This is a genomic window from Blautia obeum ATCC 29174 (assembly GCF_025147765.1).
GTDB lineage: Bacteria > Bacillota > Clostridia > Lachnospirales > Lachnospiraceae > Blautia_A > Blautia_A obeum.
The window spans coordinates 471,109-484,296 of record NZ_CP102265.1 but is presented as its reverse complement, the minus strand read 5'-3'; the positions used below and the strand labels follow the sequence as shown (position 1 = coordinate 484,296).

The window sequence follows — 13,188 nt, the reverse complement described above, 5'->3', positions numbered from 1 at the left end:
TCCCCGGTGGTTCATAGTTATTGGTAATAAAATGATTTTCAGGAGGTTTTCCCTATGAAACATATTGTACTTACCGGCGGCGGTACTGCCGGACATGTTACACCAAATATTGCTCTGATCCCGACACTCAAAGCTGCCGGATATCAGATTTCCTATATCGGATCTTACGAAGGTATCGAACGTAAACTCATTGAAGAAATGGGTATTCCATATTATGGGATCTCATCTGGTAAGCTGAGACGTTATTTCGATCCCAAGAACTTCTCCGATCCTTTCCGGGTATTAAAAGGGTTCCATGAAGCAAAGAAGCTTCTCAAAAAACTGAAACCCGATGTAGTCTTTTCCAAGGGTGGTTTCGTTACCGTCCCTGTTGTAATTGCAGCCAAACGCTGCAAGATTCCAGCAATCATCCACGAGTCAGATATGACTCCGGGACTTGCCAACAAACTGTGTATTCCATCAGCCGTTAAAGTATGCTGTAACTTTCCTGAGACTGTCAGCAGTCTTCCGGCAGATAAAGCCGTACTGACCGGCACGCCGATCCGTCAGGAACTGATGAAAGGTGATAAGGAAGCCGGCCGTCAGTTCTGTGGATTTACTTCTGACAAACCGGTACTGATGGTGATCGGCGGAAGCCTTGGTGCAGCCTCTGTAAATGACCATATCCGCAAGATTCTCCCGGAACTTCTGAAAGCTTTCCAGGTTATCCATCTCTGCGGCAAGGGCAAAATGGACGAAACCCTCAAAGGTACCGAAGGCTATGTTCAGTATGAATATATCAAAGAAGAACTTCCGGATCTTTTTGCCCTGTCTGACGTGGTAATCTCCCGCGCAGGTGCAAACGCCATCTGTGAGATCAGTGCTCTTCACAAACCAAATCTTCTGATTCCGCTGTCTGCAAATGCCAGTCGTGGTGACCAGATCCTGAATGCCCGTTCTTTCGAAAAACAGGGATTCAGCATGGTACTTGAGGAAGAAGAAATCACTGATGAGAAACTTCTGGATACGATCCATCAGCTGTATGACAACCGTCATTCTTTCGAAGAAGCAATGTCTGCAGGCAAACAGATGGATTCCATCCATCATATCGTTTCGTTGATCGAGGAATGTGTTTTATCAAAAAAATAAACAAATAGCAGGATGCAGGCAGTTATCGATGTGACTGCCTGCATATCTTTTCCATTTCTTCAATTATCCAGGCTTTCGACCGCAGATTCCTGTTATTTACATTATTCGGTGTAATCCCATACTCACTTGCCACTTCTGCTGCTGAGAGTTCCTGGAATTTTGTTTTGACCAGAATATCGTAATTCATCGGATTCCTCTTCCGAAGTCTGTTCAGTACAAGTTTCTGATATTTCGCTTCTTCCATACGAAGTATTCTTGCCTCTGGATTACTCTTTTCATCCACCGGCTCATACGCATTTTCCTCATCATCAATCGTATAACTTTCCTGTCTGGATGAGGCTTTTCTATAATAGTCCATACATTTGTTGGATGTCGCTTTCATCACCAGTGCTTTCAATTTGTCAGGTCTGGAATAATCCAGTTTTTCTTTCACTTTAAATAATGCCAGAAAAACTTCCTGACTGATATCTTTTGAAAGCTCGTAATCTTCTGTGATGCAAAAAGCGACATATGCTGAGAATCCTTGGTAGTGATCGTAAAAATCATCAAAATTCTCAATTATCATCTGTATCTGTACTCTTTTCTTTATGCTTTGACTTTTGCCAGGATCTCTTCCTTCATCTCGTCTGTCAGTTCTCCCGGTTTCCATGTAAGTCCGACCTGATCACCTTCATAACGCGGAATCAGATGCATATGAAAATGAAATACAGTCTGACCGGCAATTTCTCCATTATTCTGTACAATGTTAAACCCGTCACAGTGCAGTCCGTCTCTGAGCCTGGTTGCCATATGTTTGGCAAGGATCATTGCTTTTCCGGCAGTCTCATCCGGAAGTTCATAAATATTGGCTGCATGAGCTTTGGGCAGGATCAGTGCATGTCCCTTTGAAGCCGGACCGAGATCCAGAATTACGCGAAAATCTTCGTCTTCATATAAAGTAGCGGATGGAATTTCTCCGTTTGCAATTTTACAAAAAATACAGTTTTCCATGATGTAGTCCTCCTTACAAATAAACTGTTTTCTTTTTCTATTGTCTCGTATTTTCGCGATTTTTTCAATACGAAATTTGTTGATTCCGATATTTTTGCATAATATACTCAGATTGAGGTGACAGATTATGCAGGAAAAAAACATTATCACACAAACAAAAAAAGAGTTTCAGTCGATGTTGTCCACATTTTCGCATGAAATAAGAAATCCGCTGGCATTGATCACCAGCGAAATGCAGATGTTGTCGGATTCACAGCCACAGCTCTGTTTCAACGAACACTGGGATAACATTATGGAAAATCTGAACTATATCCGTGAGCTGCTGGATGAACTTTCCAGATATCAAAATGCCGGTCACATTTCCCTTGTACAGACAAATTTAAGTATCTGCCTGGATCGAATTACCAGTTCCTTTCGACCGGCACTGGACTACCTTGGAATCTCCTTTGAGACTGACATCCCCCGTGATCTTCCCCAGATCAGTCTGGATCAGACAAAAATCCGTCAGGCTCTTTTTAACCTTCTCCGTAATGCGCAGGAATCTATCCAGCATACTCACGGCAAAATCCTTTTTTCCGCTTCTGCCGTTCCGGACGGTGTCCAGATCACCATCTCGGATAACGGATGTGGCATGACAGAAGACCAGATTGAAAACGCCTTTCGTCCCTTCGTAACATACAAGCCCGGGGGCACTGGCCTCGGGCTTGCTGTCACCCGGCAGATCATTGAAGCCCACCAGGGTACACTATGTGTAGAAAGCACTCCGAAAGAAGGTACTTCCTTTTATATTTTTCTTCCAGGATGATAAAAAATCACTGCAAGAAAGAACCCGGACACCATCCCGCCTACATGGGCTGTGTTATCCACTCCCGTACTTGCGAAACCAAAATACAGAGAAAAAGCTGCCATGACCAGAATCTGTCTCATAGACAGATCACCCAGCCATCCTTTATTGCGAATGACAATATAGATCATGGCTCCCATAACTGCAAACACCGCTCCGGATGCTCCTGCTGATACAGCAAAATCCTGCGTACGTAATTCGATAAGTAAAGAAATCACATTTCCAAATACTCCACCGATCAGATAGATCAACAGAAATTTTATTTTTCCAATTACCTGTTCCAGTCTGCTCCCAAGTACAAATAAAACCAGCATGTTATTCAGAAGATGTTCAATTCCAAAATGCAGAAACATACAGGTGAACAGTCTGTAATATTCTCCACCCTGAATGATCATTGGTGTAAAGGCAGCTCCACAATCCAGCATATGCATGGTATTCTGGGAGCTTCCTGTAAATTCCACGATCAAAAATACCAGAATATTCAACAGGATCAGTCCGGCAGTCACCGGCTCTTTGCGTAATTCTTCCACAGGTTACTCTCCTCTGTTTTTGTATTCAGAGAATACATATGTATTCTGCTGTTGTTCGTCTATTTTAGCAGATGCCGTTCCCTGTGGCAAGGCAACACTTCACCTGTGCTGTCCGAAATACTGCCTTCGAACCCTCATGTCCGGTGATTTTCTTTTCAGAAGTTATCTATCCCTTCAGAAATACATATCTTGCCTGAGCAAAATCCACCTGATCCTCATCCTGCAGAAAATATTCTTCCTCTGCCCCAAGCAGTCTGCCATTAACAGAAGTTCCATTCCTGGAATTCAGATCTGCCAGATAATAGTTCTCACCTGTTTTGCGTATTCTTGCATGCACCCGGCTGACTGTCGGAAGCGAGATCACTACATCCGAAGCCTGTTCCAGCTTTCCGATCACGGTCAGTTCCCGTTCCAGATAAACCGTCGGAAGTTCTCCGGGTTCCCGACTTACCAGGCTGGCTGTACCTGACAGCTGTCCTGCCGAAAGAACTACCGTTTCACCATATGTTTCCTGTTCTGCTGTATCCTCACCAGTTTTCTCACATTCCCATGAATTTTGTTCTGTACGGTTTTGTTTTTCACTCTTTTGCTCTATATCTTTTATTTCTTTTCTCCCTGTATTGTTTCTTTCTGTTTCATGTTTTTCTATATTCATTCCGGCGAGTTCCCGCTGTACTTTATTTCTCCATTCTGCAGACTGTTCCTGTTTTTTCTTCTTTTTTTCTTCCATCCAGGTCCATCCTGCCCCAACTCCCATCAGGAGTATTGCCGCTCCCAATACAACTTCTATTGGAATTTCCGGAAAATATCCCAGATAGCGGAAAATGAGAATTCCCAGCAGGAACAGAACCCCCACTGCACACCCGGCTGCAGGCTGCCACTTCCTGTCCTTTTTCTCCTTTTTTTCCTCCTGAAAAAATTGCGGTGGCTCCTCCATTTCTTCCACGTACTCTTCCTTATCTCTGATTTTTGTATCGCTCTCTGCAATTTTCTCTTTACTGTTCTCAGATCGATAAAGCAATTCCTTAATATTTTCCAGCTGCATCCCTGGCTCCATGGCTTTTCGGTAAATTCCATATCCAAGATTTACGGCTGTCGGATCCTCATGGTCAAGTTTGGGCAACAAATATTCGGTCAGTTCCCGAAACTGTTCCTGCACCGGACGGTGATAATCCGGCAGACAGCAGAACGAAACCTCTTTTTTCTCCACATCCAGAAAAATATATTCCGGGCAAAGCACCAGCTGTTCCGTATTCAGAAGAAACTCTGCCATTTCTTCTATTACATGGAGAAATCCTTTCAAAATCATTTCCAGATCTTCTCCCTGCAGTTTACGCTGTTCGTAAAAAGATGCCAGCGACTGCTTTGAAGTGATATCATAATAAAAGAGCCATGTTCCATCCAGTCCCTGCATGCGGCATTTTAATATAGAAGACATTATATTTCCTGTCAGGATCCGTACCTGATAAGAAGTGGTATTGATTGTTTCATCCCCATGGAGGATCAGATAATTATGACTTACATCTCTTTTATATTCTGCAAACATATTTTACACTCTCCTATATGATCCTGTACTCTTATTATTCTGTATCCTTCACGATTTCAGATGCTACTTTTACTTTGCGGATCCACTGCGCCGGACGAATGATCTTTGAACTGCCCTCCGTCCGCAGTACCCAGCGAAAACCTCCAAACCCAGCGATTGTATCTGCCTGATAGGAGACTTTTACTGTTTTTCCATCGCTGACCTGGTAAGACAGATTCTCTGCGCCAAAGAATCCCACATTTCCAAGTTCCTGTGCTTTTGCAGAAGCGGCTTCATATATCTGTCCGTTTTTTTGTACACCTTCTATACTTCCCGCCAGTGCCGCCTCGTACGCTGCAGCCGTCAGCCAGGAACGATTATGTACAAAGAAGGAAAGATATAAAACTCCCATTACCGTTATCAGCACAAGCGACATCACGCAGGCTGCCTCTATTGTAAAACTTCCTTTTCTGGCTTTCATAGCAATAATCCTCCCAGATATCCAAACAGTAAGAAAGGCACCAGTGGAATTTCTGTCTTGCGTCCTTTTTTGCATATAACCAGAAGGACTCCCGCATACACCGCTGCGATCAACATTCCGATACATGCCATTCTTACATACATTTCTGTATGCAGCATTGTTCCTAGTGCCAGAAAAATCCAGCCATCGCCCATTCCAATCTCTCCACCGGTCAGAACACTTACCGCCAGTATCATCAGGCTCACACCAAATGGCAGCAGCCAGTCTTCCAGTGGTCTTTCTGCATAAATGCTAAAGGCAAGACCAATGATTCCATAAGTACCTGTCAGCAACAGTGAAATTTCTTTTTTCTTCCAGTCTTTCCAGCCCATAACTGCCAGGAACAACACGGTCATTACTTCTCTGATCTGCATAATCCTCTGCCTCTTATCCACAGCTGCTGCAGGCATGCATTCCTCCAAGCTGTGATTCTTTTACCAGTTTTACAGTTCTTTTCAAGCCACTGCATGTAGCAAGATTGTGATATCGATTTCCCGAAGATGTAACATACACCACCCCGGATGGTTTCTGATTTCGACTGCAGCTTTCACAGGGACTGTACTTCTGTCCGCTGTCATTACGGGCATGCGTCAGAGATGAACCCGAAATCTGATTAATGGATACCTTCAGATAACGACATCCTGCCTTCTTATGGTATACCGTTCCCGTTTCTGTCACATACACCATTTCTTCCGGTTCTCTGGTCTCTCCGGAAAACGCTGTCTCATCAGCTCCTGTCCATGCATGGACTTTTACTGTGTTATGCATCCATACCTTCGGCAAAGGAACAAATGCTCCGATCGGAGTATATGCATAGACATCCGGCAATGTAATTTCTTCCGGTCCCTTTCCATCCAGCACATATGCATACATTCCGGCTTCTTTTGTCTTTTCACATAATGCCTGCAGATGTTCTGTCTGAATCCGGTAAATATCCATAAAAGAGATCATCGTCACCATTCCCAGCAAAAACATAGGAAGCACAAGTGCTGTTTCCAGCGCCAGACTCGCCTTTTTGTTCAAGGCACAGAAAGATACTTTTTCAGAAGATGTGTTTAAAAATAAATTTGAGATTCTTCTGACCATCGAGGAAGCCAGGATTCTGTTTTTAAGAGAGCATTTCCTTTCTTTTTTTATTTTTCTTTTCTTTTTTGCAGTCTCGTTTTTTTTGTTTTTCTTTCTACCTATCTTTGTGATAGTATTCCCATAATCTTTTTCCTTCTGAAAAAGCATCTTTCTGCACCTCTTTTCCGTGGGGCGGCTCGTCGCCGCCCGTATTTCCTTAAATCCATTTAAATCCAGTTTTTAAATATAACTGTACTGCCTTGTCACCGAAAAAGTCTGCTTTCGGTTTGCCTCTACATCCACAGATATTTCAGCCGCTTCTATGCAGCAGTCCAGCCGGAAACCTTCCTTTCCTTTTGTACTGCGGATTTCCACTTCGATCATGTCCATACCTCTTGTCAGCTTGACTGCTTTTGATTTTGACAAAAGCAGCACCTGCAGATAATCTTCATAGGACATTCCACCTTTCGCATCCCTTCTCTGGCTGTCCAGTCCCTCAAGGAGATTCGGCAGGTTTTCCAGAGAAAGCTGCCAGGTTGCTGCCGTCTTAGTCAATGGTACTCTGCCTCCATGAAACAGCTCCCGAAGATCCAGAATACTTTCTGCAAAGGACCAGCACAAAATCAGTGCCGCCTCAATCGCCACTGCTGCAGGCGGTATCAGAAATCCCGATGCAATTGCCAGGGCAAGTGCCTGAATCTGGGCCCTTTTTCCGGCATCCGCCATAAGACAGGATGCATTAATTCCCTCTCTGATCAGCAGAAGACGCTTTGCCACGGCTTTTAGATTTTCCTGATCACTTTTCTTTCCCGCCAGAAGATATTCCAGCTGATAATGCAGCCCTGCTTCAGAAGGAGAAATATAGTTTCCCAGATGCTCCATCAGATACTGCTGAAACAGTACTTTTGCTGATCCGGAATTATCTTTTCCCGTTTTCTGCGGCATCGCCATTCCCTGTTGAAGTGTTCTTCCTGATAACAGATCTCCATGTGAGATTTTCTGATCAGAAATTCCTTTTGATGCCGGAACGACCAGATCCAGAAGTCCCATACGCCGAATCCTCTGAATCACCGGAACTGGATTTACCACCTGCGGTTTTACCTCTCCATCTGAAAAACTCTCTCCCGAAGTGCCATCACCAAAATCTCCGGATTCTTCCTTCTTTGAAGCCTCTTTGGCTTCCTGGCTCTTCTGTGCCGCAGAATTCATTTCGGAATCATAATTTTCCAGTGTATTCCCTGCTTCCGCCTGTTTTCCATCTTTCTCTGCCTGCTTCACTTTCTGCTCTTTTTTCTTATATCGCTTCACAAGTGTCTGTACTCCCTGACTTCCAAGCGTATCTTTCATATAAGTGACTGCCTGCTGGTAAAAGACTTCGCCATCTTCATCTGTTGCCAGACGATATCCACTGAAACCACCCTGCCTGAGTTTCAGCTTCTGACTGTTCTGTTTCAGTATCGGTTTCATATAAGACTCAAAGTTATCATAAACTGCTGCCAGATTCAGATCTGTTCCTCCCTGTGTTCCATCCAGAAAAAACAGATCATAATTTTTCAGAAGAAAACGATCATATTGTCCAAACAAAGAATAAAGTCCAATATCCATACTGTTCAAAATCTGTGTTCTCGCTGCCGCTGCCTGCACAGATTGAATGCTCGTTGCAACCAGTGATAGCAGGAGACTTAAGATCAGCGCCAGAAAAACAGTAATACTGCCCTTTTTCTCCATCGGCTCTCTCCTTTCTTCATCAAATTGAATTACTCTGTTTTGTGATTTTACTTAAGATTGCCTGTACCAGATTTGTCAGCTGCTCTTTAAAAATAATGACAAGGCTGATCAACACCACCAGGATCAGAATAATCTCCACAACCCCTACTGCATCTTCTTCGTATACAAATTCTTTTGCTGTTTGCAGATAATCCCGCATTGTTTTACCTCCTCGTTTTTTATACAATCATCCATAGAACGACAAAAATGCAGGTATCATGATGATCGCCATCACCACCGCAAGCATCATGATCATTGGAACAAGCAACTTTGTTGCTGCTGTTTCCCCCATTACCCTTGCCTTTCTTTTTCTTTCATCCCATGCTTCCAGAGCTTCTTTTTCCAGAAGATCTGCCATCCTGTGTCCGCCTTTCTGGAGATTCTGAATCAGGATCGTAGAAAATGTTTTATATTTCATCTGTCCACACCGCTCTCCAAACCTTCGGTAAGCTTCCAGTTCTGCCACACCACTGTCCATTTCATGGCAGGTCGTCGTCACGGCTTCATATGCATATCGTCCTTCTTTCGGACAATTTCTCAGATAATCTGAACTGATCTTCTGAAATGCTCTGCGAACCGTCATACCTGCCTGGATCAGAAGTGTAAACTTCATGATCAGCGACGGATAATCCATCAGAAGCTGTTCTGCCCGTTTGGCCATCTCTTCCTGCTGTTCTCTCGCTTTTTTTAACATCAGCACGACTGCCGCAAACAGGGCCAGTGCTGCCAGAAGTGTTCCAGTACTCTCCCCGGGTTTCTGCCACTTAAGTGTCTGGCCATCCCAGGAATCCGGCAGATAATAATAATCCGGATCCTGTTTTTCCCTGTTATACTGTTCAATCACTTCTTTCAGCTCTTTCTGTCTCATTTCTTCCGGTGACTGCTTCACTTGTGCATTTTCCGCTTCCGTTTCTTCTGTCTCTTTTTCCGGAATCTGAACAGCAACTTTCTCCGGCTTCCCATCACCTACGGAAACCTGCAGTTCCTCCGTATAAGCCCCATCCTCACTCTTCTCGATTCTGTGGCCTTTCTGATAAATTTCACTGTTTCCATTTGTCAGTGTCATCGCCATTCCTGCCAGATTTCCACAGACGGCAACGATCAGAAACAAACGGAGGCTTTCTTTATCAGCAATACCATCCAGCCTGAGCCACCCTGCTTTCCAGACTAGCACAGTGCCAAACGCTGTCATAAAAATAATAAAATGTACCCACATACTGCTTTCTCCTACACTTCAATATCAACAATTCTGCGCCCAAGCCAGTAAGATAACACATAAATCCCTAGACAAAGTGTCATCGCACACATTCCAAAAAGATTTCCATACAGTACGCTTAAGAATCCCGGAGAGGTCAGTTTCAGGTAGAGAATGATTCCGGCCGGCATCAGACTCATGATCATCTGTTCTGCTTTCTTCGCCGCCAGCGTTGTCTCAATTTCTTTACGGACATCGATCTTGTCTCCAAGCATCCGCGCAGAAGTCTGTATGATCCGATTCATATCTCCACCGGTTCTCTTGGCGGTGTAAAATACTGCAGCAAAATTTTCCACATCTTCAATACCACTCCTGTCTCCAAGGCTCAGTAAAAGTTCCTCAACCGGAACACTGACTCTGAGCTGTGTTTCTATGTAATGAAACTCCTTCACGATATCTGTCTCTTTCGGATACAGTCTCTCCAGATCCCTGGAACATGCTGCCACTGCATTTTCGACAGAGTAACCAGCCTGTACAGCTACGCTTAATGCATTCAGTGCATCCTTGAACTGATAATTCAGTTTCCTTTTTCGTTCTCTGATCAATCCTTTCTTTTTCAGTCTCATAAACAGGACAGTAACAGGAACTGTCAGCAGCATCAGCCACCAGTTTTGATAAAACAGATAATCCATTGCTCCACAGAGCAGAATGCTCTGTATCAGATATTTCAGAATCTCTGTTTTTGAAAAATGATATTCCGCATAATTCTGTTTCATATAGTCACCCCTGCCCGTATCAGTTTTTCCCGGTTCAGAAGGGACGCAATCTGCACCAGCCCTTTTCCCTCCTGCCACTGATATAATGTCCGGGTTTTTATTTCATGATCTTCGAATCCACAGATTTCTGTTATCTCCAGTACTTTCCGGCTTTTATCCCGCATTCTTCCCAGATGGATCAGTATATCCACTCCTGAGGCAATCTGACGTCGAATCGCTTCCAGCGGAAGATCTACTCCCATCAAAGTCATTGTTTCCAGACGAGAGAGCATATCCTCGGCCGAATTGGCATGTGCCGTACTCAAACTGCCTTCATGACCGGTATTCAGTGCCTGTAGCATATCTACCGCCTCGCCTCCGCGAACTTCACCCACAACAATACGGTCCGGTCGCATACGAAGAGCGGTCTTGATCAGATCACGTATCGTAACTGATGTTGCACCTTCTGTATTTGCCATCTTTGCCTCCAGCCGTACCAGATTCTCAATACCCTGAATCTTCAGTTCGGCATTGTCTTCAATAGTGATCAGTCTCTCGTCACTGGGTATAAAATTGGACAGTGCTCCAAGAAACGTTGTTTTTCCACTTCCTGTTCCTCCGCCAATGACCATGGAATATCTTGCCCTGACCAGTGTTTTCAGAAATTCCGCACATTCCGCAGGCAGACTTCCAAGCGCGATCAGTTTTTCCATGGTGATCGGTGTATCCGGAAAACGGCGGATCGTCAGTATCGGACCATTCAATGCAACCGGGCGGACCACCGCATTCACTCTGGCTCCGTTCTCCAGACGGGCATCCACAATAGGCATTGATTCGTTGACCACCCGGTTGCATTTTCCGACGATCTGCTGGATCACATCTTCCAGCTTTTCTCCGGAAGTAAAGGTCTTTTCCCAACGGGAAAGCTTTCCGGCCCGTTCCACAAATATTGCATCCGGACCATTCACCATGATCTCTGTCACCGTTTCGTCCTCGATCAGTTCCTGCAGCACATCCAGTTTTCTTACAGAATGAAACAATTCCTGACGGAGCTGTACTTTTTCCTTCAGAGAAAGGCAGGAATCCCGCATCCTCTCCAGAATCAGTGTATCAATTTCTTCCAGGATCTCTTCATCGGTCAGTTCTCTTGCAAGATCCAGTTTTTCCATCAGAAGCATTCTCAGTGACTGAAAAGTTTCTCTGCTCATACCTCATCCTTTCCGAGCAGTTCTCTGACAAAATCGCCAAGCGTTCCCCAGATCAGCTGCTCTGCGCGAAACGGCTCTGCCAGGACTTCCTGTCCATACGGCAGATTCAGTTTTACCATACGGCTCAAAATCTGCGGATAATCCCGCACACTCAGAAGTTCTTCAAACTGTGCCAGTTTACTCCGTGACATTTTGTCTGTTTTTATCGGAGTATAAACCGTAGTACACATGTCCAGCATCTGAAAAACCTCCTCGATCCCGTTTCCTATATCAAGTACAATCGTCTCATAAGAACTGTGGAGAATGATTTCCTGCAAAAGATGTTCCCAATCCTGCCAGGAAGTTCCTCTGATATCCTCCGGTGACTGCACAGGTGGAATAAAATCCACGTTTCCCATACTCTCTGCCATTCCATTCATCTTAACTGCAATCCCTGTACTTCCCTGTTTTACAAAATACAGAAGATCACTGAGTGTATGTAAAAATTTTTTCTGCATCAGTTCTTCAAACCCGGCATACTCTTCCAGATTCAGATAAAGGACACTTTTTTCCCTGCCCAATATCTGCGCCAGTGTCAGTGCAAAGCAAGTCTGAAGGCAGCCTCCCAGCGGCGAATATACTCCCAGTATCTCCGTCGTCTTCTTTAATACTGGCAGCTGCGCCGGAAGAATTGCCTTCTCCGCACCATAACAGGCCATCACTTCGCGTACTACATCTGATGATGCCTGATATTTATACACACCAGTATACTTCTCCAGTTCCTTTGGCTTACTTCCCTCTGTCAGGATCACGATCTTACCAATATCCAGTTCTCCTACTTCCCGGCACATTGCCTCCGAAGAAATCAACAGCAACTCTACGGGGTTCTTCTTCACATATGCCACCAGACTTTCCACACTGGTAAAAGCCTGGATTTCAAAAGGGATATTTTTCTTCTGATTCAGATAGTCCATAAAGTTGCAGGCATACTCTGCCTCCAGATCACAGACTGCAAAAATTTGTTTTTTCAATACATACCTCCTGCATACAGCATCACACTCATAAAGACAGGAACCGTGAAATGAATATTTTCCCACGCAGTCCCATTTCGGTAATAAGCTTTCCGTTCGCCTGTCCGGATATACGTTTTCATATATTTGACCAAATATTGGATTCGCTGGCTGAAACCGCCGCACAAGATCAGAATGGCCAGTGAAAGCAGCCCTCCTGTCAGAAATGCATACCAGATACACCACAGAATATGTACTGGTCCCATAATTCCTCCCAGTACACAAAAAAGTTTGATATCTCCCGAACCAAGCATTCGGAAATAAAACAGCCATCCGAGAACCACCAGTGGAATTCCTGTACCTGAAATAAAAAATGCCGTTCCATTCCATCCTCCACGCCACAGATCATATACGAACCCGATCAGCATCGAAAAAAGGATCCAGCTGTTTTTTATTTTCATCTGATACAGATCCATTAAAACAGCAACTCCGGTGATCGTCAGAAGCAGTATCCTGCCACCAATAACACCAATCACACTCCTTTCTGTATACAATTATCTCAATTATAAAAAAGGGATTTCCGTCTGAACCGACGGTTATGAATACCAGAAGATCTCTGGTGAGTTTTATTATAGAACGGACCGTGCCGTTTTGTAAAGAAGATTCGTTCGC

The 13,188-nt window shown here is 44.3% G+C and carries 16 protein-coding genes; 2 read left to right on the top strand and 14 right to left on the bottom strand.

Annotated features, from left to right (window positions below; all coding sequences use genetic code 11):
- The first annotated feature begins 54 nt into the window (after positions 1-54).
- Positions 55-1,128 (top strand): undecaprenyldiphospho-muramoylpentapeptide beta-N-acetylglucosaminyltransferase, encoded by a 1,074-nt coding sequence (locus NQ503_RS02215; RefSeq protein ID WP_005425916.1) that lies wholly within the window; start codon positions 55-57, stop codon positions 1,126-1,128.
- A gap of 22 nt (positions 1,129-1,150) precedes the next feature.
- Here the strand turns inward: NQ503_RS02215 and NQ503_RS02210 are convergent, their stop codons facing one another.
- Together NQ503_RS02210 and NQ503_RS02205 are read right to left on the bottom strand one after the other, a co-directional pair.
- Complete coding sequence (locus NQ503_RS02210) at positions 1,151-1,693, bottom strand: RNA polymerase sigma factor (protein WP_005425915.1); 543 nt, start codon at positions 1,691-1,693, stop codon at positions 1,151-1,153.
- Positions 1,694-1,713: 20 nt separating this feature from the next.
- Complete coding sequence (locus tag NQ503_RS02205) at positions 1,714-2,118, bottom strand: HIT family protein (RefSeq protein WP_005425914.1); 405 nt, start codon at positions 2,116-2,118, stop codon at positions 1,714-1,716.
- Positions 2,119-2,245: 127 nt separating this feature from the next.
- Here NQ503_RS02205 and NQ503_RS02200 point away from each other — a divergent pair, with 127 nt between their 5' ends.
- Entirely contained in the window at positions 2,246-2,923 is a 678-nt protein-coding gene (locus NQ503_RS02200) for a two-component system sensor histidine kinase NtrB (RefSeq protein ID WP_005425913.1), read from the top strand.
- On the opposite strand, the gene NQ503_RS02195 is transcribed toward NQ503_RS02200, so the two are convergent.
- From NQ503_RS02195 to NQ503_RS02140, 12 genes are all read right to left on the bottom strand, one after another.
- Positions 2,902-3,492 (bottom strand): rhomboid family intramembrane serine protease, encoded by a 591-nt coding sequence (locus NQ503_RS02195; protein ID WP_044925827.1) that lies wholly within the window; start codon positions 3,490-3,492, stop codon positions 2,902-2,904. The genes NQ503_RS02200 and NQ503_RS02195 overlap by 22 nt on opposite strands.
- Before the next feature lie 166 nt (positions 3,493-3,658).
- Positions 3,659-5,038, bottom strand: a complete 1,380-nt coding sequence (locus tag NQ503_RS02190) for a DUF6382 domain-containing protein (protein WP_118034824.1) — start codon at positions 5,036-5,038, stop codon at positions 3,659-3,661.
- A 34-nt stretch (positions 5,039-5,072) separates the two neighbouring features.
- Positions 5,073-5,498 (bottom strand): TadE/TadG family type IV pilus assembly protein, encoded by a 426-nt coding sequence (locus NQ503_RS02185; RefSeq protein ID WP_005425909.1) that lies wholly within the window; start codon positions 5,496-5,498, stop codon positions 5,073-5,075.
- Entirely contained in the window at positions 5,495-5,911 is a 417-nt protein-coding gene (locus NQ503_RS02180; protein ID WP_167531117.1) for a prepilin peptidase, read from the bottom strand. The genes NQ503_RS02185 and NQ503_RS02180 overlap by 4 nt, the downstream gene beginning before the upstream one ends.
- A 13-nt stretch (positions 5,912-5,924) precedes the next feature.
- On the bottom strand, positions 5,925-6,770 hold the full coding sequence (locus NQ503_RS02175; protein WP_005425901.1) for a hypothetical protein: 846 nt from the start codon (positions 6,768-6,770) through the stop codon (positions 5,925-5,927).
- 72 nt (positions 6,771-6,842) lie between these two features.
- Positions 6,843-8,330, bottom strand: coding sequence for a DUF5702 domain-containing protein (locus tag NQ503_RS02170; RefSeq protein ID WP_005425900.1), 1,488 nt, complete (start codon positions 8,328-8,330; stop codon positions 6,843-6,845).
- Positions 8,331-8,349: 19 nt separating this feature from the next.
- Positions 8,350-8,529, bottom strand: coding sequence for a Flp1 family type IVb pilin (locus tag NQ503_RS02165; protein ID WP_005425898.1), 180 nt, complete (start codon positions 8,527-8,529; stop codon positions 8,350-8,352).
- A gap of 27 nt (positions 8,530-8,556) precedes the next feature.
- On the bottom strand, positions 8,557-9,585 hold the full coding sequence (locus tag NQ503_RS02160) for a type II secretion system F family protein (RefSeq protein WP_005425897.1): 1,029 nt from the start codon (positions 9,583-9,585) through the stop codon (positions 8,557-8,559).
- Between the two features lie 11 nt (positions 9,586-9,596).
- Positions 9,597-10,340 carry a type II secretion system F family protein gene (locus NQ503_RS02155; RefSeq protein WP_005425895.1) on the bottom strand — a complete coding sequence of 248 codons (744 nt, stop codon included), beginning with the start codon at positions 10,338-10,340 and terminating at the stop codon, positions 9,597-9,599.
- Positions 10,337-11,527: a TadA family conjugal transfer-associated ATPase gene (locus tag NQ503_RS02150; RefSeq protein WP_005425893.1), complete on the bottom strand. Its 1,191-nt coding sequence runs from the start codon at positions 11,525-11,527 to the stop codon at positions 10,337-10,339. Before NQ503_RS02150 ends, NQ503_RS02155 begins: the two co-directional genes overlap by 4 nt.
- Entirely contained in the window at positions 11,524-12,537 is a 1,014-nt protein-coding gene (locus tag NQ503_RS02145) for a P-loop NTPase family protein (RefSeq protein WP_154648341.1), read from the bottom strand. Before NQ503_RS02145 ends, NQ503_RS02150 begins: the two co-directional genes overlap by 4 nt.
- Complete coding sequence (locus NQ503_RS02140; protein ID WP_055066110.1) at positions 12,534-13,052, bottom strand: A24 family peptidase; 519 nt, start codon at positions 13,050-13,052, stop codon at positions 12,534-12,536. Before NQ503_RS02140 ends, NQ503_RS02145 begins: the two co-directional genes overlap by 4 nt.
- Positions 13,053-13,188: the final 136 nt, after the last annotated feature.

Coding starts and splice junctions, on each gene's coding strand:
- NQ503_RS02210 (WP_005425915.1), bottom strand. CDS start 1,693: ATGATAATTGAGAATTTTGATGATTTTTACGATCACTACCAAGGATTC.
- NQ503_RS02160 (WP_005425897.1), bottom strand. CDS start 9,585: ATGTGGGTACATTTTATTATTTTTATGACAGCGTTTGGCACTGTGCTA.
- NQ503_RS02155 (WP_005425895.1), bottom strand. CDS start 10,340: ATGAAACAGAATTATGCGGAATATCATTTTTCAAAAACAGAGATTCTG.
- NQ503_RS02200 (WP_005425913.1), top strand. CDS start 2,246: ATGCAGGAAAAAAACATTATCACACAAACAAAAAAAGAGTTTCAGTCG.
- NQ503_RS02180 (WP_167531117.1), bottom strand. CDS start 5,911: ATGCAGATCAGAGAAGTAATGACCGTGTTGTTCCTGGCAGTTATGGGC.
- NQ503_RS02175 (WP_005425901.1), bottom strand. CDS start 6,770: ATGCTTTTTCAGAAGGAAAAAGATTATGGGAATACTATCACAAAGATA.
- NQ503_RS02190 (WP_118034824.1), bottom strand. CDS start 5,038: ATGTTTGCAGAATATAAAAGAGATGTAAGTCATAATTATCTGATCCTC.
- NQ503_RS02150 (WP_005425893.1), bottom strand. CDS start 11,527: ATGAGCAGAGAAACTTTTCAGTCACTGAGAATGCTTCTGATGGAAAAA.
- NQ503_RS02215 (WP_005425916.1), top strand. CDS start 55: ATGAAACATATTGTACTTACCGGCGGCGGTACTGCCGGACATGTTACA.
- NQ503_RS02205 (WP_005425914.1), bottom strand. CDS start 2,118: ATGGAAAACTGTATTTTTTGTAAAATTGCAAACGGAGAAATTCCATCC.
- NQ503_RS02170 (WP_005425900.1), bottom strand. CDS start 8,330: ATGGAGAAAAAGGGCAGTATTACTGTTTTTCTGGCGCTGATCTTAAGT.
- NQ503_RS02165 (WP_005425898.1), bottom strand. CDS start 8,529: ATGCGGGATTATCTGCAAACAGCAAAAGAATTTGTATACGAAGAAGAT.
- NQ503_RS02185 (WP_005425909.1), bottom strand. CDS start 5,498: ATGAAAGCCAGAAAAGGAAGTTTTACAATAGAGGCAGCCTGCGTGATG.